The sequence below is a fragment of the Corynebacterium humireducens NBRC 106098 = DSM 45392 genome (assembly GCF_000819445.1).
In the GTDB taxonomy this organism is placed as follows: domain Bacteria; phylum Actinomycetota; class Actinomycetes; order Mycobacteriales; family Mycobacteriaceae; genus Corynebacterium; species Corynebacterium humireducens.
This window is the reverse complement of sequence record NZ_CP005286.1, coordinates 2,260,148-2,278,620: the sequence shown is the minus strand read 5'-3', so window position 1 is coordinate 2,278,620 and position 18,473 is coordinate 2,260,148. Positions and strand designations below refer to the sequence as shown.

The window sequence follows — 18,473 nt, the reverse complement described above, 5'->3', positions numbered from 1 at the left end:
CTATGCGCCCGGGGATTTCCGCACCCGCCTGCCCGGACGTTCCGCCAACTGCTGGAACGTGACGCGGCGGGCGCGTCGGAAAGCACGGTACGGGCGCAGCGTCGGCGGGCGGCGCAGGCGCGCGGCGATCCACTCGCCGAGGACGACGCCCGCGGCCAGGCCGGAGGCGATGGCCAGCGCGAGGGCGATGTTGGTGAAACCGGCCAGCGTCTGCTCGTGCAGGGACGCGTACATGCCGCGGTAGACGGACAGGCCCGGCAGGAAGGGCGTGATGCCCGCCACCGCCGTGATGAGCGGCGGGATGAGGAAACGACGCGCCAGCAGACCACCGGCCAGGCCGATGACCACCGCGGCCATCGACGCCGCGATCACCGGCCCCGCGCCGCTCGGGATGAGCACGAAGTAGTAGAACACCGAGCCGGCTGTCGCGGTCAGCCCGGAGGTGACCACGGAGGACCACTCCGCGTAGCTGGCAATCGCGAAGCCCGCCGCCGCCAGACCGCCGCACGCCACCCGCACGCTCAGCGACGTGAAGTTCGGCGGCGGGTACGTCTGCAGCGGCGGCAGCGACATGCCGAGCATCGCCGACAGCTGGATGCCGATACCCACCCCGGCGACGATGGCGCCGGTGAACAGCATCGTCTCGAAGAAGCGTGCCGACGCCGTCACCGGTGCGCCCGTGATCCCGTCCTGCAGCGACTGCACCAGCGTCAGCCCCGCGAGCAGCACGATGATCCCCGACGCGATGACCTGGCTCGGGGAGATCTGCACGCCCTGTCCCGCGGCGAGCGTGTAGATGACCGCCGCCGGCACCGTCGCGATGATCCCGCCGAAGACGTTCTGGAAGAAGTAGGGGAGCTGGTGCCGCGCCAGGAAGGTGTTCACCGACATGATGAGCACCGCCGTGAGGAACGCCGTGACGACGACCACCGGGCCACCACCCAGCAGGCCCGCCACCGACCCGCCCATCAGGCCCCACCCGAGGATCGACGTGACCACGCCGTAGGAGGCGGGGCGGCGGGCGATCTCGTCGAGGATCCGCTCCGCCGTCTCCGGCGGGGTCGCGCCGGCCTGGATCGAGCGGATGAGGCGGTCCACCTCGGCGAGGCGGGAGAAGTCCGTGGTCATCTGCCGTACGACGCGGAACACGGTGACCGGGGTCTTCCGGGTGGTGCCGATCTGCGTGAAGATCGTGATGGTGTTCATCGTGATGTCCACGTGGCAGTAGTGCAGACCGTAGGCACTGGTCACGGCGTGGATCTGCGCCTTGGTGTCCGAGTTGGACGTGCCCGAGGACAGCAGGATGTCACCGATGCGGACGGCCAGGTCCATGACGGCGGCGACCTGCGCCTGGTCGGTGAGGTCGACGGGGGCGAGCGGGGAGGGCGGGGGCGCGGCCTTGGCGGCATCAATGGTGGCGATGCGGCCGGACCCGGAGAGCAGTGCGCCCAGGGGTCGGAGGCGTCGAAACAGAGTTGGCACGGGCGCCACCCTAGCGCCTGAGCCGGTTTCTGACACCCGCGGATCCTGCGGTACCATCTGCAGGCAGGCGGGTACATGTGCCTGCCGGTGCTGGAGTGGCGCAATCGGTAGCGCAACGGTCTTGTAAACCGTAGGTTGCGAGTTCAAGTCTCGTCTCCAGCTCTGCTCTCCACGAGGTGGGGTCCGGGTGAACCGGCCCCGCCTCGTTCCCTTTTGTGGGACTCATTTCTATTGACTGACCGGTGATGGGCCGTAGAATGGGCGGCAGCAAGCACCGTCCCCCACCTCAAGGAGTCAGCACATGGCCAACATCAGGGTCGCGATCGTCGGTTACGGCAACCTCGGCAAGTCCGTCGAGAAGCTCATCGGCCAGCAGCCGGACATGGAGCTCGCGGGCGTGTTCTCGCGTCGCGACGCACTGGACACCCTCGACCCGGCCACCCCGGTCCTGCCCGTCGCGGAGTTCGGTGAGCACACCGACAAGTTCGACGTCGCCGTCCTCTGCCTCGGCTCCGCCACCGACATCCCGGAGCAGGCCCCCGAGTTCATCCGCCACGCCAACACGGTCGACACCTACGACAACCACCGCGACATCCCGCGCCACCGCGCCGAGATGGACAGGGTGGCCAGGGAGAACGGCACCGTCGCCATCGTCTCCACCGGCTGGGACCCGGGCATGTTCTCCCTCAACCGCACCATCGGCCAGGCGCTCCTGCCGGGCGGCCAGCAGCAGACCTTCTGGGGTCCGGGCCTCTCGCAGGGCCACTCTGACGCGGTGCGCCGCGTCGCGGGCGTGAAGAAGGGCGTGCAGTACACCATCCCCTCCCCGGAGGCCCTCGAGGCGGCCCGCAAGGGTGAGTCGGGTCTCAGCGGCAAGCAGGCCCACCTGCGCCGCTGCTTCATCGTGGCGGACGAGGCCGACCACGAGCGCATCGAGAACGAGATCCGCACCATGCCCGACTACTTCGTCGGCTACGAGGTGGAGGTCAACTTCATCGACGAGGCCACCTTCGACGCCGAGCACACCGGCATGCCGCACGGCGGGCACGTCATCACGGCGGGTGACACCGGCGGCTACGTCCAGTCCATCGAGTACAACCTCGACCTGGACCGGAACCCGGACTTCACCGGTGCCGTCGCCCTGGCATACGCCCGTGCGGCCCACCGTCTGCGTGAGGCGGGCCAGGCCGGCGCCTACACCGTCCTCGAGGTCGCCCCGTACCTGATCTCCCCGACGCCGCTCGAGGAGCTCATCGCCCGCGACGTGTAGGGTCCACCACCGGGATCAGCAGGAGGGCACCGACCAGCAGGACCAGGCCGATGCCGAGGATCCCGAAGCGGTCGGTGCCGCCCAGCAGGACGAACATCCCGAAGGCGAGCGGCGAGAGCCACGACACGGCGCGTCCGGTGGTGACGTACAGGCCGAAGAGCTGGCCCTCCCGCCCGTCGGGGGCGACGCGGGAGAGGAACGAGCGGGCCGCCGACTGGGCGGGGCCGACGAACAGGCACAGGATGAGGCCGAAGATCCAGAACATCTGCGGGCCCTCCACGAAGTAGAGGACGCCCGCGGAGGCGATCATCAGGACCAGCGAGGCGATGATGATCGGCTTGGGGCCGAGGATGTCGTCGAGGAACCCGCCGAGCATGGCCCCCGCCGCGGCGGCGACGTTGGCGGCGACGCCGAAGAGGAGGACGTCGCCCGGGGTGAGCCCGTAGACGGTGACCGCCAGGATCGCGCCGAAGGTGAACACGCCGGCCAGCCCGTCGCGGAACACCGCGGAGGAGACGAGGAAGTAGAGGGCGTTGCGGTCCGTGTGCCAGAGGTCGCGGATGGTGCGCAGGAGACGTCGATAAGCGTCGAGGACGCCCTCGGTGTCGGCGGCGCCGGAGGGCCGGATCTCGGGAACCCGCACGAGGACGGGGATGGCGAACACCGCGAACCACACGGCGGCGAACACCGCGACCAGGCGGATGTTGAGGCCGCCCTCCGTGGGCAGGCCGAACATGCCGCCCTCCCCGGCGACGAAGCCGAAGTAGCAGATGAGCAGCAGGACGATGCCGCCCGCGTAGCCCATGCCCCAGCCGAAACCGGACACCCGGCCGACGTTCTCGGGCGTGGAGATCTGCTTGAGCTGCGCGTAGTAGTTGACCTCGGCGAACTCGAAGAGGACGGAGGCGACCGCCATGATGACGGCGCCGAGCCAGAAGTAGACGGGGGCGTCGTTACGCACGGTGAACAGGGAGAACATCAGCGCGATGGTGATGAACGTCCACACCCCCAGCGAGCGGCGCCGCGTGCCCTTGAGGTCGGCGCGTTGCCCGACGATCGGCGCCACCACCGCGATGAGCACGCCCGCGACCGCCATCACCAGGCCGTAGAGCGTGGTCGGGGTGTACCGCGAGTCGAGGGTCGTGCCCACCGAGTCCGTGAGGTAGACGGAGAAGATGAACGTCACCAGCACGGCGTTGAAGGCGGCGGAGCCCCAGTCCCACAGCGCCCAGGCTGTGACGGTGGCGCGGTCGGTACGCAGGGTGTTCATGCCCGGATTCTAGGTCGGGATACGCGCCAGCGCAGCGGATATGAGCCGCTCACGGTCCTCCGCGGACAGCGGCGCGTGGTGCACGTGGTCGTGCGCCCACAGGCCGTAGGCCAGCAGCTGCACGAGGTAGGCCTCCGTCGACGAGGGCTCCGGCATCCACCGCCTGTCGACGCCCTCCCACACCGCCCGGTACGCCCCGTCGTGGCGGGAGTCCAGGATCATGAGCAGCTCCGGCAGGTCGGCGTTCCGGCCCATCGAGAGGAGCACGGCACGCAGGCGCTCACCCGCCGTGAGGTCCTCCGCCCGGCCCCCGGCGATCTCCTCGAGCTCCTCCTCCCAGGCGGCGGCCAGGTGACGGTGCACCCCGAGGAGCAGTTCGTGGCGGGAGGGGAAGTGGTAGATGACGCCGGACTTGGACAGGCCGGCAGCGTCGGCCAGCGTCTCGTAGCTCAGCCCCTCGAGGCCGTCGGCGGCGACGATGTCCACCGCGGCGGCGAGGATCCGTTCGCGTTTACTGCGCCGCACCGGGACTCCTCGGGTTGCCGCGGAAGCACCAGGCCGTGAGCAGCGTGAACACGCCCGACACCACCGCCAGCAGGAGGACGATGGTCAGGTACGCCATGTCGTAGGCGGGGCCGTCGAGGGGGCCGGACAGGTCGAGCCCGCCCGGCACCTGCCGCGCGTAGAGCACCGGCAGGAGGCTGCCCATGACCGCCACGGACAGGAGGGCACCGAACTCGTAGGAGACATTCTCGACGCCCGCCGCCATCCCCGCCCGCCGGACAGGGGCGGCGCCGACGATGGCGGTGGAACTGACCGACATGATCGCGCCCGTGCCCGCACCGATGAGCGCCAGCGCCGCGACGAACAGCGGCACCGTCTCGTGGTGTCCCGCCCACGCCGCCCCGCCCGTGCCGAGCGTGACGGCCAGGAAGCCGCCCGCGATGAGCGGCTGGAAACCGACCCGGTGCAGCACCGCGCCACCCAGGATGGAGAAGGGGAACGCCGCGATGGTCACCGACACGACCAGCAGCCCCGCCTCCAGGGGCGAGTAGCCGGCGACGAGCTGGAAACGCTGCGTCGTCATGAGCTCGAGGCCGACGACGGCGAACATCGCGCCCGCCGCCGCCAGGACGCCGCCGGTGAAGATGCGGGAACGGAAGATGTCGAAGGTGAGCAGGGGGTCGTCGAGAAGCCTCTGACGTCGCGTGAACAGCACGGCGCCACCCACCGCCAGCACCGCGGCCCCCGCGAGCAGCCACCCGGTGCGCGCCGGGTTGGCCAGCTCCTTGATGGCCGTGACCAGGCCGGACAGGGCCAGCAGCGCCCAGAGGGAGCTGAGGAGGTCCCAGTGCTTCGACGGGTTGGGCATGTTCGGCGGGGCGACGACGATGGTCGCGAGGATCGCCGCCGCCGCGATCGGCACGTTGATGAGGAACACCGACCCCCACCAGAAGTACTCCAGCAGCAGGCCACCGAGCACCGGGCCCAGGGCCGCCCCGATCACCGCGACCGACCCCCATACGCCGATGGCCGTGTTGCGTTCGCGTTCGTCGGTGAAGGTGATCCGCACCAGCGCCAGGGTGGCGGGCATCATCGTCGCCGCCCCCAGACCGAGCGCGGCGCGGGCCGCCACGAGGAACCAGGGGCCGGGGGCGAAGGCGGCGGCCAGGGAGGCGACGCCGAAGGTCGTCAGCCCGATGAGGAACATGAGGCGGTGGCCGATCCGGTCGCCGAGCGTGCCCGTGCCGAGCATGAGCCCGGCCAGCACGAGGGGGTAGGCGTTGATGATCCACAGCGCCTGCACCTCGGAGGTGTGGAGCTGTCTGCGCAGCTCGGGGAGCGCGGTGAAGAGGATCGAGTTGTCCACCCCGACCATCAGCAGCCCCAGGGAGATGATGGCGAGGAAGGCCCACCGCTGGGCCGGGGTGGAGTCGACGTTGTCGAGGTGCGTCACGCAGCGGAACTGTACCGACCGTTCGTTACAGTTTCAACGCGGGGCATGAATCCTCCGTACGCTCGGGACCATGGCACGCACCTACGCACAGCAGCTCGTCGACGCCCTCGAGAGGCAGGGCGTGGAACGGATCTACGGAGTCGTCGGGGACAGCCTCAACCCCATCGTCGACGCCGTCCGCACCTCCCCGATCGAGTGGATCCACGTCCGCAACGAGGAGGCCGCCGCCTTCGCCGCCGGCGCCGAGTCCCTCCTCACCGGCCGCCTCGCCGTGTGCGCGGGCTCCTGCGGCCCCGGCAACCTCCACCTCATCCAGGGTCTCTACGACGCCCACCGCAACGGCGCCCACGTCCTCGCCCTGGCCTCCCACATCCCCAGCAACCAGATCGGTACCTCATACTTCCAGGAGACCCACCCCGAACAGCTCTTCGCGGAATGTTCCGGTTACTGCGAGATGGTCAACTCCGCCGACCAGGGCGCCCGCGTCCTGCACCACGCGATCCAGTCGACGATGGCCGGGCAGGGCGTGTCCGTGCTGGTCATCCCGGGGGACATCGCCACGCAGGACGCCGGCGACGACCGGTTCCTGCAGTCCACCGTCGCCACCGGCCGCCCCGTGCTCCACCCCGACGCCCGCGAGGCCGCCGCCCTGGTCGCGGCCATCAACGCCGCCGACACGGTGACCCTGTTCTGCGGCGCAGGCGTACGCGACGCCCGCGAGCAGGTCCTCGCCCTGGCGGAGAAGATCAAGGCCCCCATCGGCCACGCCCTCGGCGGCAAGATGCACATCCAGCACGACAACCCCTTCGACGTCGGCATGTCCGGGCTCCTCGGCTACGGCGCCTGCCACGACGCACTGCACGACGCCGACCTGCTCATCCTCCTGGGCACCGACTTCCCCTACACCGAGTTCCTGCCCACCGGGAACGTCGCGCAGGTCGACAGCGACGCCGCGCACATCGGCCGCCGCACCACGGTGCACCACCCGGTGGTCGGCGACGTCGGCGCCACCCTCGACACCATCCTCCCGCACCTGGAGGAGAAGACCGACCGCAGCTTCCTCGACGGGATGCTCCGCAAGCACGCCCGGACGCTGGAGAAGGTCGTGGAGGTGTACACGCGGGACGTCGGGAAGCACACCCCCATCCACCCGGAGTACCTCGCCGCCGTCCTCGACGAGCTCGCCGCCGACGACGCCGTGTTCACCGTCGACACCGGCATGTGCAACGTGTGGGCCGCGCGCTACCTCACCCCCAACGGACGACGCGCGCAGATCGGCTCCCTCCGCCACGGCACGATGGCCAACGCGCTGCCGCACGCCATCGGCGCGCAGTTCGCCGACCGGAACCGTCAGGTCATCAGCCTCAACGGCGACGGCGGCCTCGCCATGCTCCTCGGCGAACTGCTCACCGTGGAACTCCACGACCTGCCCGTGAAGATGGTCGTGTTCAACAACTCCTCGCTCGGCATGGTCAAACTCGAGATGCTCGTCGAGGGCATGCCCCAGCACGGCACCGACCACGGGCAGGTCGACTTCGCGGCGATCGCGGCCGCCGCGGGCATCCACTCCGTGCTCATCGACGACCCCGCCACCCTCCGCGAGCAGCTCGCCGCGGCGCTCGCCCACCCCGGGCCCGTGCTCATCGACGTCCGCACCGACCCCGACGCCCTCTCCCTCCCGCCGGAGATCACCTGGGAGATGCTCATCGGCTTCTCCCGGGCCGCGACCCGTACCGTCCTCGGCGGCGGCGTCGGCGAGATGGTGCACCTCGCGCGCACGAACCTGCGCAACATCGGCGCGGCCGGGGCGGTCTAGTCTGGGCGTCATGACCCCGACCGTCCGGATCGACCTCGCCCGCCTCGACGCGAACATCGCCGCGCAACCCGGGCGGCTGCGACCGCACGTGAAGACCCACAAGATCCTGGAGATCGCCCGCCGGCAGCTCGCGGCGGGTGCCCACGGCCTCACGGTCGCGACGGTGGGGGAGGCGGAGGTCTTCGCCGAGGTCTGCGACGACATCTTCATCGCCTACCCCGTCTGGGCCGACAAGAGGCTGCGCGACCTGGCCGGGAGGGTGCGGCTGAGCGTCGGCTGCGACTCGCTGGCCGCCGCCGAAAGGCTCGTCGGGGTGGGCGCGGCGGTGCTCATCGAACTCGACTCCGGCCACCACCGCTCCGGCGTGCCCGTCGGTGAACTCGAGTCCCTGGCCACCGGCATCCTCGACCTCGGCCTCGACCTGCGCGGCGCCTTCACCTTCCCCGGCCACTCCTACGCCCCGGGCGGGCAGGAGGCGGCGGCCCGCGACGAGGACCGGGCACTGTCCGCGGCCGGGCAGATCCTCCGGGCCCTCGGCGTCACCGACCCGGTGCTCTCCGGCGGCTCGACCCCCTCGGCGCGGTACTCGCAGGTGGCCACCGAACGCCGCCCCGGGGTCTACGTGTTCAACGACGCGCAGCAGCTGGAACTGGGCACCTGCGACTGGGCGGGGATCGCGCTGACGGTCCTCGCCACCGTGGTGTCGCGTCGGGAGGACCTGCACCAGATCATCCTCGACGCCGGCTCCAAGATCCTCGGCTCCGACCGCCCCGCCTGGGCCAGCGGCTTCGGGCGCGTCAAGGGCGTTCCCGACGCGCGGATCACCGCCCTGTCCGAGCACCACGGCACCGTCGCCTGGCCGGCGGGGAAGAGCCTGCCGCAGGTGGGGGAGCACGTGGCGGTCGTGCCCAACCACGTGTGCCTGGTGCTCAACCTGGTCGACGAGGTCGAGGTCGTCGAGAGCGGGCGCGTGACGCAGCGCTGGCGGGTGGCGGCGCGGGGACGGAACTGAGGCCGGCCCAGTCACTCCAGTTACGCCCGGGTTGAGCACTTCGGTGCGGATTGATCAGCACCAGAGTGCTCAAACCGGGCTTAAGAGCCGTGTCATAACGCCCCGCCCTTGCACCTGACGCCGCGTCAACCGGGACACTGGAGCACGTGAACGACTACACCATCGGCGAGGCCGCCGACATCCTCCACGTGACCACCCGCACGCTGCGGCACTGGGACCACATCGGGTTGCTCGTGCCCGGCTGGCGGACGTGGGCGGACCACCGCCTCTACACGGAGGACGATCTCGACCGGGCGCTGCAGATCCTCGTCTACCGCGAGGCCGGCGTCCCGCTCAAGGAGATCGCCGGGATACTCGCGGAGCCGTCCACGGCACGCGCGACCCTGCGGCACCAGCGCGAGGTCCTCACCGAACGTATCGCTCACCTGCACCGGATGGTCCGGGCAGTCGATGACCTGCTCAAGAAGGAGGAACCCATGTCCATCGAGGACCGTATGCGCCTCTTCGGCGACCAGTGGCGGCCGGAGTACCAGGAAGAAGCCGAGGAACGCTGGGGCGGCACCCCGGAGTGGGAGCAGTCCCAGGCCGTCGCCGCCACGATGACGGACGAGGACTGGCTCGCCGTCCGCCGGGAACAGGACGACTTCGTCGCCCTGCTTGCCGACGCCGCCGCCCGCGGCGTGGAACCGGGCTCGGGGGAGGGACGGGTGATCGTCGAGAAGCACCGGGCGACGATCAGCCGCTGGTACCCTGTGACGCCTGCGAGGCAGGTGCTCCTGGCGCGGATGTACGTCCAGGACGAGCGCTTCAACGCCACCTATCAGGGCCATGCCGCCTACCTGTTGGGCCTGGTCGAGGCGCAGGCCGCGGCCGAGGGCGTCGATCTCGGCGCCGTGACCTGGGAGTGACCGGGCTTTAAGGGAATTCCCAGACACTGTCCAGCCCCGTGGGAGCGCGGACGGGTTGACTCGGCACCACAGATGCAGAAAGTGGTGGACAATGGGACACATGACTGACTCCTCCCAGAACCCGGTCAGGGTGCTCGTCGTCGATGACGAGCCGAACATCGTCGAGCTGCTCACCGTGAGCCTCAAATTCCAGGGCTTCGACGTGCGCACGGCCTCCTCCGGCACGGAGGCGCTGCGGGTGGCGCGGGAGTTCGACCCCGACGCCTACATCCTCGACGTGATGATGCCCGGCATGGACGGATTCGAGCTGCTCACGAAGCTGCGCAACGAGGGCCTCGACGGCCCGGTGCTGTACCTGACGGCCAAGGACGCGGTCGAGCACCGCATCCACGGCCTCACCATCGGCGCGGACGACTACGTGACCAAGCCGTTCTCCCTCGAGGAGGTCATCACGCGGCTGCGCGTCATCCTGCGCCGCGGGCAGGGCCGGGAGCAGGACACCGAGGGGGCCGCAATCTCCTACGCGGACCTCACCCTCAACGACGAGACCCACGAGGTGACCAAGGACGGCAAGATCGTCGAGCTCTCGCCGACCGAGTTCAACCTGCTGCGGTACCTCATGCTCAACGCGGAGGTGGTGCTGAGCAAGTCGAAGATCCTCGACAACGTGTGGCACTACGACTTCGGCGGGGACGGCAACGTCGTGGAGTCCTACATCTCCTACCTGCGCCGCAAGATCGACACCGGCGACGTCCCGCTCATCCACACCGTCCGCGGTGTCGGTTACGTGCTCCGGACGCCGCGCCAGTGACACTGCCGTCCTACCCGCCCTATCCGGCGGCGTCGGACCCCGATCCGTCGCCGTCGGCCTCGCGTGCGCAGCGCCGCCAGGACGCCCTCTACCCGCCGCCGCAGCCGGACATCCCGGACCGGGCGTGGCCCCTGCGGACGTGGCTGGTGGTCATCATCGTGCTGCTGTCCGGGCTGGGGCTGGCGGCGAGTTCGGTGGCGGTGTCCTCGATCATGCGGGAGGTCATCTACTCGCGCGTCGACGAGGACCTCATCAACTCCCTCGGTGGCTGGGCGCGGAACTCCGAGATCTTCAAGTCGGACTCCGCCTCGCGCCCGCCCTCGGACTACGTGGTGATCAAGCTCTTCGAGGACGGCTCCTCCGTCGTGTTCAACGACCCCGGGGAGCTGCCCCGCCTCTCGCCGGTCGTCGTCGGCGGCCCGCCGCAGACCGTGGACTCCACCCCCGGCTCCGGGACGAAGACCCGCTGGCGGGTCATCGCGCACCGGGAGGAGGGGGTGACGACGGTCGTCGCGAAGGATCTCACCCGCGACTCCGCCCTGCTCTACGGTCTGGCGATGGTGCAGTTCATCATCAGCCTGCTCGTCCTGGCTGTGCTGGCACTGCTCAGCTACTACGTCGTGCGGCAGGCGATGGCTCCGCTGCGTGAGGTGGAGCGCACCGCCGGTGAGATCGCCGCGGGTGACCTCGACCGGCGTGTCCCGGCGTGGCCGCGCACCACGGAGGTCGGCCAGCTGGCGTACGCGCTCAACACGATGATCGGCCAGCTGCAGGAGTCGGTCGAGACGGCGCAGAGCAAGGAGGAGCAGATGCGCCGCTTCGTCGGCGACGCCTCCCACGAGCTGCGCACCCCGCTCACCTCGGTCCGCGGCTACACGGAGCTCTACCGCTCCGGGGCGACCGACGACGTCGACATGGTGCTCAAGCGCATCGACGACGAGTCCCGCCGCATGTCCCTCCTCGTCGAGGACCTCCTGGCCCTGACCCGCGCCGAGGGTTCCCGCCTCGACCTCAAGCCCGTCGACCTGCTGGAGCTCTCCCTGTCCGTGGCGGGGTCCGCGCGGGCGGCGTTCCCGGGGCGGACGGTGCACGTGAAGAACAAGACCTCCTCCGTGCCGGTCGTCGAGGGAGACGCCTCCCGCCTGCACCAGGTGCTGCTCAACCTCATCTCCAACGGGCTCACCCACGGCGGGCCCGAGGCGGAGGTGACGGTGACGCTGCAGCTGGAGGACGAGGACGTCGTCCTCAGCGTCGTCGACGACGGGCGCGGCATGCCCTCCGACGTGGCCGCGCAGGTCTTCGAGCGATTCTACCGCGAGGACGCCTCCCGGTCCCGCGCGTCCGGCGGTTCCGGCCTGGGCCTGGCGATCACGAAGTCGCTCGTGGACAAGCACGGCGGCACGATCACCGTCGACTCGGAGGAGGGCGTCGGCTCGACGTTCACCGTCCGCCTCCCCCGGGTGAAGGACTAGAGCGTGTTACGAAAATCCGGTGAGTGAGACCGGCGTGTCATAAACAGCAACGAGGGTCTCCCCGCGCACGCTGTTGGTGTCGAATCATCAACGCTCGCAAGGAAACCCTCGTTGCCTACTGTACCGCCCTCAGCACGCCATGACCTCACCGACGCTGAATGGGACCTGCTTGTCCCACTGCTACCGGCCCCGTCACGGCGGGGACGCCCCCGCACCTGGGACCTACGGTCCCTGGTCAACGGTATCTTCTTTCGCATCCGCACCGGCTGCCCGTGGCGCGATGTCCATGAGCGCTACGGCCCCTGGTGGCGGGTCCACGATCTGTTCGCCCGGCTGCGGGCCAACGGAGTATGGGAGAACGTGCACACCCGGCTGCTCACCCACGCCCAGGAGAAAGGAAAACTCTCCTGGGAGGTCAGCGTGGATTCCACAACCACCCGTGGACATATCCACGCCGCGGGTGCACGGAAAGACAGCCCCCTCCGCCACCCGGGGGAGCCGGATCATCATGGGTTCGGCCGCTCGCGGGGCGGGTGGTCGACCAAGATCCATGTGGCCATTGACGCTGACTGCGGGGTGCTGTCCTTTGCGATCACTGGTACGCCCCGGCTTTAATGGAGGGTAGGAAATTGGAAAAGGAACCCTACACATGCCCTCGAAGTACACCCCCGAGCTCAAGCAACGCGCTATAGAACTCGTGCTCCACGCCCAAGCCAGCCCCGACACCGCCCGTGGCGCGATCACCCGCGTCGCCGGCGAGCTCGGGCTGAGCAAAGAAACCCTGCGAGTCTGGGTCCGCACCCACAAACAGTCCGGGACCGACACACCGGCCGAATCAGTCGGCCTGGAAGCGGAGAACCGCAGGCTGCGGGCCGAGCTCGCCGAAGCCAAACGCGCCAACGACATCCTGAAGAAGGCCTCGGCTTTTTTCGCGGCGGAGCTCGACCGCCCACAGAAATAGTCGTGCGGTTCATCGACACTTACCGCGTCGAGTTCGGGGTCGAGCCCATCATCCGCGTTCTGGCGACCACCACCGCGAAGATTGCCCTGAGCACCTACTACGCCCACAAATCCCGGCCCCCATCGGCCAGGTCCACCCGAGACAGGCAGATCACCCGGGCGCTGCGCCGCATCTACGAGGAGAATTACTCCTGCTACGGCGCCCGCAAACTCTGGGCAGAGATCAACCGGGAAGGCAGCTTCGGCCAGGTCGCCCGGTGCACCGTCGAGCGCCTCATGGCCGCCGAAGGGCTGCGCGGTATCCGGCGACGGACGCAGCGCTGACGCCGGCGAGTGCCCCGTCGATCTGGTGGAACGGGACTTCGCCGTGACTGCCCCGAATATGCTGTGGGTCGCCGACATCACCTACATTCCCACCGCCCACGGCTGGGTGTATGCGGCGTTCGTCCTGGACGCCTATTCCCGTGAGATCGTCGGCTGGCAGGTCACCAACCACATGCGTGCCTCGCTGGCCCGCGACGCGTTGGACATGGCCCTGTCGGCCAGGCTTCGCGCTGGTGAGGACGTCACGGGGCTGATCCACCACTCGGATAGGGGCGTGCAGTACAGATCCGTGGTCTACGGTGAGTCCCTGGCCGAGTCGAAGGTGGTGGCTTCGGTCGGATCCCGCGGCGACTCCTACGATAACGCGATGGCCGAGGCGTTGAATTCGGTGTTCAAGGCGGAGTTGATCGACCGGCGGGTCTGGTCGACGTTGACGGATGTTCTCGTGGCTACTTCGGCGTGGATCGGGTGGTACAACAGCCGCCGACTGCACTCCGCATTGAAGCACCGGCCGCCCAAGGAAGCCCATCAGGAATGGAAGAAATATCAGGCCTTAGCGGCCTGATTGACAGGTAAACGACCCTCTACAAAACCCGGGGCTTGACACACCCCAGGTCAAGCCGGTGATGGTCCACAGATGGTGCGGGTACTGGAGAAAATCCGGGTGCCGTCCGCCACGCGTGGTCGGCCGCGGAAACGACCCGAGCGGGTGTTGGCGGACAAGGCGTATTCCTCACGGGCGAACCGGGCGTGGTTGCGGGCGCGGGGGATCAAGGCGACGATCTCCCAGCCGAAGGACCAGGTCGCCAACCGTCGGCGCAGGGGGTCGGCCGGTGGCCGACCCCCTGCCTTCGATGCCGTGGCTTACCAGCGGCGTAATGCCGTGGAGCGGGGTATCAACCGGATCAAGCAGCATCGTGGGTGTGCCACGCGTTTCGACAAGTTAGCGGTGCATTTCGAGGCCACGGTGCAGTTGGCGAATATCCGCTACTGGCTGAAACGACTTTCGTAACACCCTCTAGTCGGCCTCCGCCTCCAGCGCGGCGATGGCCCCGGCGACATCGAGCTTCTCGACGCCGTGCGTGTCCGGGTCCAGGTCCGCCGCATCACCGAGCATGCGGCGGACGTAGTTGACGTCCTTGTCGCCGCGGCCGGAGAGGTTGACCAGGTAGACACGGTCCGTGCGGCCCTCCGCCTCGTCCTGCTCCGCCAGCTTCAGGGCGTGGGCCAGGGCGTGGGAGGACTCCAGTGCCGGGATGATGCCCTCGTAGCGGGTGAGCATACGGAAGGCCTGCAGGGCCTCCGCGTCGGTGGCGCCGACGTAGGTGGCGCGGCCGGTCTCCATCAGCCAGGCGTGCTCCGGGCCGATGCCCGGGTAGTCCAGGCCGGCGGAGATGGAGTGGGAGTTGAGCACGTCGTCGTCGCCCTCGCCGAGCATGACGTAGGAACGGGAACCGTGGAGGATGCCCACGCGGCCGCGGTTGAGCGGGGCGCCGTGCTTACCGGAGTCCAGGCCCTCGCCTGCGGGCTCCGCGCCGATGAGCTGCACGTCGGTGTCCCCGTAGTACTCCGCGAAGGCGCCGATGGCGTTGGAGCCGCCGCCGACGGCGGCGATGACGGCGTCGGGAAGCCGGCCGACCTCCGCGAGCATCTGCTCACGCGACTCCTTCGAGATGACCCGGTGGTACTCCTTGACCAGGCTCGGGAAGGGGTGCGGGCCGGCGGCGGTGCCGAGCAGGTAATGGGTGGTCTCGTACGACTCGACCCAGTCGAGCAGCGCCACGTCGACGGCGTTCTGCAGGCCGTTGCCGCCGTCCTCGTCGACGGCCACGACCTCCGCACCCATGAGACGCATGCGGTACACGTTGGCCTGCTGACGGGCGATGTCACGGGCACCCATGTAGATGGTGCAGTCCATGCCGAAACGGGCCGCCGCCATCGCGGTGGCGGTGCCGTGCTGGCCGGCACCCGTCTCGGCGATGAGACGGGTCTTGCCGAGCTTCTTCGCCAGCAGGGCCTGCGCCATGACCTGGTTGCCCTTGTGGGCGCCGCCGTGGACCAGGTCCTCACGCTTGAGGAAGATCCGCGCGTGCCCGCGGCCCTTGCCCTCGCGGGGCAGGTTGACGCACTCGGTCACCGGCGTCGGACGGCCCAGGTAGGAGCGGTAGAGCTTGTCCAGCTCAGCGATGAACTCCTCGTCCTCGAGGGCCTCGGCGTAGGCGCGCTCGAGTTCGTCGAGCACCGGGTAGAGCATGGGTGGGACGAACTGGCCGCCGAACTTGCCGAAGTAGGCGGGGAGGATGGTCTCGCGGGCCTCGCCCGCGGGGATCTCAGGGTTGTCATGCAGACGGGGAGTGAGGTTCATGCATGCAACTCTAGGCGGGGAGGCCCGACGAAACGTACCGGATCATGCCCCCGGGGTGCCCCTGGAGGGGTGGTCCCGGTACGTTTCGCGGGCCTGGTCCATGCTCAGTCGTAGCTCACCCGGTACGGGCCCTCCCCGTCGCGGATCGTCTGGCACGCGAGGGTCTGCTCCTCCTGCTCCACCTCGTACCGCGACAGGACGTTGTTCTGCCGCATGTGCGAGGGCCCGCCGGTCAGCGTGCACTGGCAGGTGCCGCACTCCCCGTCGGTGCAGGAGTACCAGGCGGGGATCGCCGCGGCGATCATGGACTCCAGCAGGGTCCGGTCCTGCGGCCAGTCGAAGGTGTACTCGGTGCCGTCGATGTCGGCGGTGTGTTCGGCGGTCATGGTGTCCACTCCAGTGCGTCGATGATGGCGGATGCCTGCGCGGGGAGGTGCTCGTGGCGCACCCCGCGCAGGGGGCGTACCTCCCCGAGGGAGGCGGAGGCGGCCGGGACGATGGTGTCCCCGTCCGAGACGAGGGAGACCACCCGGGTGCCCTCCGGGATGGCGGCGGGGAAGGGGGTGGCGGTCATGAGGTCACCGGCGCCGCGGCCCATGACCAGCGGGACCGCCCGTCGCATCAGGCGGCGCGGCGGCAGCGGCAGGCCACGGAAGCAGGCGCCCACCCCGACGAGGGTGCGCACCGTCCCGGGGCGTTCCGCCGCCAGGCGCAACCCCAGGTAGCCGCCGAGGGAGTGCCCCACGACGTCGAAGGTGGGGAGGGAGGCGGTGGCGTCGAGAAGCTCCCGGAAGGACTTCTCGACGCCCACCGTCCCCCGCTCCCCGTACAACGGGGCGACGACGGGCGCGCCGCACTCCAGGAGCGCCTGCGCAGTGGCCCCGAAGTTGCCCGGCGACCCCATGAGGCCGTGCAGCAGCACGACCGGGGTGGGGCCGCCGGGTTCCAGCGGGGGCAGCGGCGGCAGGGTCCCCCGGTGCGGCACCCAGCGCAGCAGGGACACTACTGCGGGCGGCCCTCGGCGTCGGTGCCGAGAGCGGCGCGGATACGGTTGGCGGCGTCGTCCATGAGCTCCGGGTCGGTGGCGTCCATGGCCATGGCCCGGGAGAAGTCGTACTCGGACATCCGGTCCGTCGGGAAGACGTGGATGTGGGTGTGGGGGACGTCGAAGCCGGCGATGATGTACCCGGCGCGGGCGGAGCCGAAGGCCTCCCGGACCGCGACGCCGACCTGCTGCGCCACCTCGTTGAGGCGCGCCCACAGGGCGGGGGAGAGGTCGGTCCAGCGGTCGACCTCCTCCACGGGGACGACCAGCACGTGGCCGTACCGCAGGGGCTCGATGGTGAGGAAGGCGACGACCTCGTCGTCGCGGTAGACGAAACGACCCGGCAGCTCGCCGTTGATGATCCTGGTGAACACGGTAGTCATGGCGCCCAGGCTACCTTCCGGGTCGCCCCGTGGGCGGTTTCCCGAACTCATCCCACCGCCGGAGGCGGGCGTCTCCTAGACTTGATGGTCATGCGCATTCTCGTGATCGGTTCGGGCGGCCGCGAACACGCCCTCCTCCAGGGTCTGTCCGCCGACCCCGCCACCACTGACCTCCACGTCTGCCCCGGAAACGCCGGGATGACGGGCCTGGCCACCGTCCACGCCGACGCCGGCCGGGCGGATGACCCGGCCGCGATGGTGGCCCTCGCCCAGCGGATCGAGGCCGACCTGGTCGTCATCGGCCCGGAGATCCCGCTGGTCGCGGGCGTCGCCGACGCCCTGCGCGAGGCCGGTTTCCGCGTCTTCGGACCGAACCGGGACGCCGCCCAGATCGAGGGCTCCAAGCAGTTCGCCAAGGACGTCATGGCCGACGCCGGCGTCAAGACCGCCCGCGCCGAGCAGCTCGTCCCGGGCACCCCGGACGCCGACATCGAGGCCGCCCTCGACCGCTTCGGCCCCACCTGGGTGGTCAAGGACGACGGACTGGCCGGCGGCAAGGGCGTCGTGGTCACCCCCGATCGGGAGGCCGCGCTCGAGCACGTCCGCGCCGTCCACGAGCTGGGCAACCCGGTCCTGCTCGAGTCCTTCCTCAACGGCCCCGAGGTCTCCCTCTTCTGCCTGGTCGACGGCGAGACCGTCGTACCGCTCATCCCGGCCCAGGACCACAAGCGCGCCTACGACAACGACGAGGGCCCGAACACCGGCGGCATGGGTGCCTACACCCCGCTGCCGTGGCTGCCCGCCGAGGGCGTCCAGCGCATCGTCGACGAGGTGTGCGTGCCCGTCGCGAAGGAGATGGTCAGGCGCGGCACCCCGTACTCCGGCCTGCTCTACGCCGGCCTCGCGTGGGACACCGACGGCCCGTGGGTCGTCGAGTTCAACGCCCGCTTCGGTGACCCGGAGACCCAGCCGATCCTCGCGCTGCTGAAGACCCCGCTGGCCACGCTTCTCGACGCCGTCGCGTCCGGCACCCTCGCCGAGCACCCGCCGCTCGAGTGGGAGGACGCCTACGCGCTCACCGTCGTCCTGGCCGCCGAGAACTACCCGGCCGCCCCGGTCACCGGTGGGGTCATCACCGGTGACGTCGTGAATGACCCGTCCAAGGTCCTCCACGCCGGTACCGCGCGCAACGAGGCCGGCGAGCTGGTCTCCGCCGGTGGCCGCGTGCTCAACATCGTGGGCGTCGGCAAGACCCTCGAGGAGGCGCGTGACGACGCCTACGCCACCATCGAGCAGATCCAGCTCGAGGGTTCCTTCTACCGCGGCGACATCGCACTGCCGGCCGTGGAGGGACGGATCTCCCTGTGACCGGTCGGCAGCTCGTCAGCGACCGCGGCC

Annotated in this window: 18 protein-coding genes, 1 tRNA gene, 2 pseudogenes and 1 other annotated feature; of the genes and pseudogenes, 13 read left to right on the top strand and 8 right to left on the bottom strand. The window is 69.8% G+C overall.

Annotated elements, in window-relative coordinates:
* A complete protein-coding gene (gene thrE, locus B842_RS11240) occupies positions 1 to 1,482 on the bottom strand; it encodes a threonine/serine exporter ThrE (RefSeq protein WP_373277270.1) in 1,482 nt (493 codons plus the stop codon).
* Positions 1,483 to 1,571: 89 nt separating this feature from the next.
* Between thrE and B842_RS11235 the strand changes: the two genes are divergently transcribed.
* Positions 1,572 to 1,644: transfer RNA gene (locus B842_RS11235), tRNA-Thr, on the top strand.
* A gap of 139 nt (positions 1,645 to 1,783) precedes the next feature.
* Entirely contained in the window at positions 1,784 to 2,752 is a 969-nt protein-coding gene (locus tag B842_RS11230; protein ID WP_040086736.1) for a diaminopimelate dehydrogenase, read from the top strand.
* Here B842_RS11230 and B842_RS11225 read toward each other — a convergent pair.
* From B842_RS11225 to B842_RS11215, 3 genes are read right to left on the bottom strand one after another with little or no spacing between them, the layout of a single operon-like run.
* Entirely contained in the window at positions 2,733 to 4,022 is a 1,290-nt protein-coding gene (locus tag B842_RS11225) for an MFS transporter (protein WP_040086734.1), read from the bottom strand. The genes B842_RS11230 and B842_RS11225 overlap by 20 nt on opposite strands.
* 9 nt (positions 4,023 to 4,031) lie before the next feature.
* Positions 4,032 to 4,547: a TetR/AcrR family transcriptional regulator gene (locus tag B842_RS11220; RefSeq protein WP_040086733.1), complete on the bottom strand. Its 516-nt coding sequence runs from the start codon at positions 4,545 to 4,547 to the stop codon at positions 4,032 to 4,034.
* Positions 4,534 to 5,979, bottom strand: coding sequence for an MFS transporter (locus B842_RS11215; RefSeq protein WP_040086731.1), 1,446 nt, complete (start codon positions 5,977 to 5,979; stop codon positions 4,534 to 4,536). The genes B842_RS11220 and B842_RS11215 overlap by 14 nt, the downstream gene beginning before the upstream one ends.
* Positions 5,980 to 6,049: 70 nt before the next feature.
* Here B842_RS11215 and B842_RS11210 point away from each other — a divergent pair, with 70 nt between their 5' ends.
* The 10 genes and pseudogenes from B842_RS11210 to B842_RS11175 form a co-directional block, all read left to right on the top strand.
* Positions 6,050 to 7,795: a pyruvate dehydrogenase gene (locus B842_RS11210; protein WP_040086730.1), complete on the top strand. Its 1,746-nt coding sequence runs from the start codon at positions 6,050 to 6,052 to the stop codon at positions 7,793 to 7,795.
* Between the two features lie 10 nt (positions 7,796 to 7,805).
* The gene (locus tag B842_RS11205; RefSeq protein ID WP_040086728.1) at positions 7,806 to 8,807 is read left to right on the top strand and encodes an alanine racemase; all 1,002 of its coding nucleotides are present in this window, start codon (positions 7,806 to 7,808) and stop codon (positions 8,805 to 8,807) included.
* Between the two features lie 146 nt (positions 8,808 to 8,953).
* Positions 8,954 to 9,715: a MerR family transcriptional regulator gene (locus B842_RS11200; RefSeq protein WP_040086727.1), complete on the top strand. Its 762-nt coding sequence runs from the start codon at positions 8,954 to 8,956 to the stop codon at positions 9,713 to 9,715.
* A 100-nt stretch (positions 9,716 to 9,815) separates the two neighbouring features.
* Entirely contained in the window at positions 9,816 to 10,526 is a 711-nt protein-coding gene (locus B842_RS11195) for a response regulator transcription factor (protein WP_040087650.1), read from the top strand.
* Positions 10,523 to 11,998 carry a sensor histidine kinase gene (locus B842_RS11190; protein WP_373277271.1) on the top strand — a complete coding sequence of 492 codons (1,476 nt, stop codon included), beginning with the start codon at positions 10,523 to 10,525 and terminating at the stop codon, positions 11,996 to 11,998. Before B842_RS11195 ends, B842_RS11190 begins: the two co-directional genes overlap by 4 nt.
* Before the next feature lie 111 nt (positions 11,999 to 12,109).
* The gene (locus tag B842_RS13505) at positions 12,110 to 12,613 is read left to right on the top strand and encodes an IS5 family transposase (RefSeq protein WP_169744862.1); all 504 of its coding nucleotides are present in this window, start codon (positions 12,110 to 12,112) and stop codon (positions 12,611 to 12,613) included.
* A gap of 34 nt (positions 12,614 to 12,647) precedes the next feature.
* The gene (locus B842_RS14160; protein WP_040086726.1) at positions 12,648 to 12,959 is read left to right on the top strand and encodes a transposase; all 312 of its coding nucleotides are present in this window, start codon (positions 12,648 to 12,650) and stop codon (positions 12,957 to 12,959) included.
* Positions 12,920 to 13,048 (top strand) — a sequence feature (AL1L pseudoknot). Its footprint overlaps the gene before it by 40 nt.
* Positions 12,962 to 13,282, top strand: a complete 321-nt coding sequence (locus tag B842_RS14155; protein ID WP_373277272.1) for an IS3 family transposase — start codon at positions 12,962 to 12,964, stop codon at positions 13,280 to 13,282. It overlaps the preceding feature by 87 nt.
* 10 nt (positions 13,283 to 13,292) lie before the next feature.
* A pseudogene (locus tag B842_RS14150) lies at positions 13,293 to 13,847 on the top strand (IS3 family transposase); the annotation flags it as partial.
* A gap of 42 nt (positions 13,848 to 13,889) precedes the next feature.
* Positions 13,890 to 14,294: pseudogene (locus B842_RS11175) on the top strand (IS5/IS1182 family transposase); the annotation flags it as partial.
* Between the two features lie 6 nt (positions 14,295 to 14,300).
* Here the strand turns inward: B842_RS11175 and trpB are convergent.
* From trpB to B842_RS11155, 4 genes are all read right to left on the bottom strand, one after another.
* Positions 14,301 to 15,647, bottom strand: a complete 1,347-nt coding sequence (gene trpB / locus B842_RS11170; protein ID WP_052437901.1) for a tryptophan synthase subunit beta — start codon at positions 15,645 to 15,647, stop codon at positions 14,301 to 14,303.
* Between the two features lie 104 nt (positions 15,648 to 15,751).
* Positions 15,752 to 16,033: a 2Fe-2S iron-sulfur cluster-binding protein gene (locus B842_RS11165; RefSeq protein WP_040086724.1), complete on the bottom strand. Its 282-nt coding sequence runs from the start codon at positions 16,031 to 16,033 to the stop codon at positions 15,752 to 15,754.
* The gene (locus B842_RS11160) at positions 16,030 to 16,650 is read right to left on the bottom strand and encodes an alpha/beta fold hydrolase (RefSeq protein ID WP_040086722.1); all 621 of its coding nucleotides are present in this window, start codon (positions 16,648 to 16,650) and stop codon (positions 16,030 to 16,032) included. The genes B842_RS11165 and B842_RS11160 overlap by 4 nt, the downstream gene beginning before the upstream one ends.
* On the bottom strand, positions 16,650 to 17,075 hold the full coding sequence (locus B842_RS11155) for an HIT family protein (protein WP_040086721.1): 426 nt from the start codon (positions 17,073 to 17,075) through the stop codon (positions 16,650 to 16,652). The genes B842_RS11160 and B842_RS11155 overlap by 1 nt, the downstream gene beginning before the upstream one ends.
* 90 nt (positions 17,076 to 17,165) lie before the next feature.
* Here B842_RS11155 and purD point away from each other — a divergent pair, with 90 nt between their 5' ends.
* A complete protein-coding gene (purD, locus tag B842_RS11150; protein ID WP_040087645.1) occupies positions 17,166 to 18,443 on the top strand; it encodes a phosphoribosylamine--glycine ligase in 1,278 nt (425 codons plus the stop codon).
* The last annotated feature ends 30 nt before the right edge of the window (positions 18,444 to 18,473 follow it).

Excerpts from the sequence above, each read along its gene's own strand:
- purD (WP_040087645.1), top strand. The coding sequence starts at position 17,166 with ATGCGCATTCTCGTGATCGGTTCGGGCGGCCGCGAACACGCCCTCCTC.
- B842_RS11230 (WP_040086736.1), top strand. The coding sequence starts at position 1,784 with ATGGCCAACATCAGGGTCGCGATCGTCGGTTACGGCAACCTCGGCAAG.
- B842_RS14160 (WP_040086726.1), top strand. The coding sequence starts at position 12,648 with ATGCCCTCGAAGTACACCCCCGAGCTCAAGCAACGCGCTATAGAACTC.
- B842_RS11205 (WP_040086728.1), top strand. The coding sequence starts at position 7,806 with ATGACCCCGACCGTCCGGATCGACCTCGCCCGCCTCGACGCGAACATC.
- B842_RS11210 (WP_040086730.1), top strand. The coding sequence starts at position 6,050 with ATGGCACGCACCTACGCACAGCAGCTCGTCGACGCCCTCGAGAGGCAG.
- B842_RS11195 (WP_040087650.1), top strand. The coding sequence starts at position 9,816 with ATGACTGACTCCTCCCAGAACCCGGTCAGGGTGCTCGTCGTCGATGAC.
- B842_RS11225 (WP_040086734.1), bottom strand. The coding sequence starts at position 4,022 with ATGAACACCCTGCGTACCGACCGCGCCACCGTCACAGCCTGGGCGCTG.
- B842_RS11155 (WP_040086721.1), bottom strand. The coding sequence starts at position 17,075 with ATGACTACCGTGTTCACCAGGATCATCAACGGCGAGCTGCCGGGTCGT.
- trpB (WP_052437901.1), bottom strand. The coding sequence starts at position 15,647 with ATGAACCTCACTCCCCGTCTGCATGACAACCCTGAGATCCCCGCGGGC.
- B842_RS11165 (WP_040086724.1), bottom strand. The coding sequence starts at position 16,033 with ATGACCGCCGAACACACCGCCGACATCGACGGCACCGAGTACACCTTC.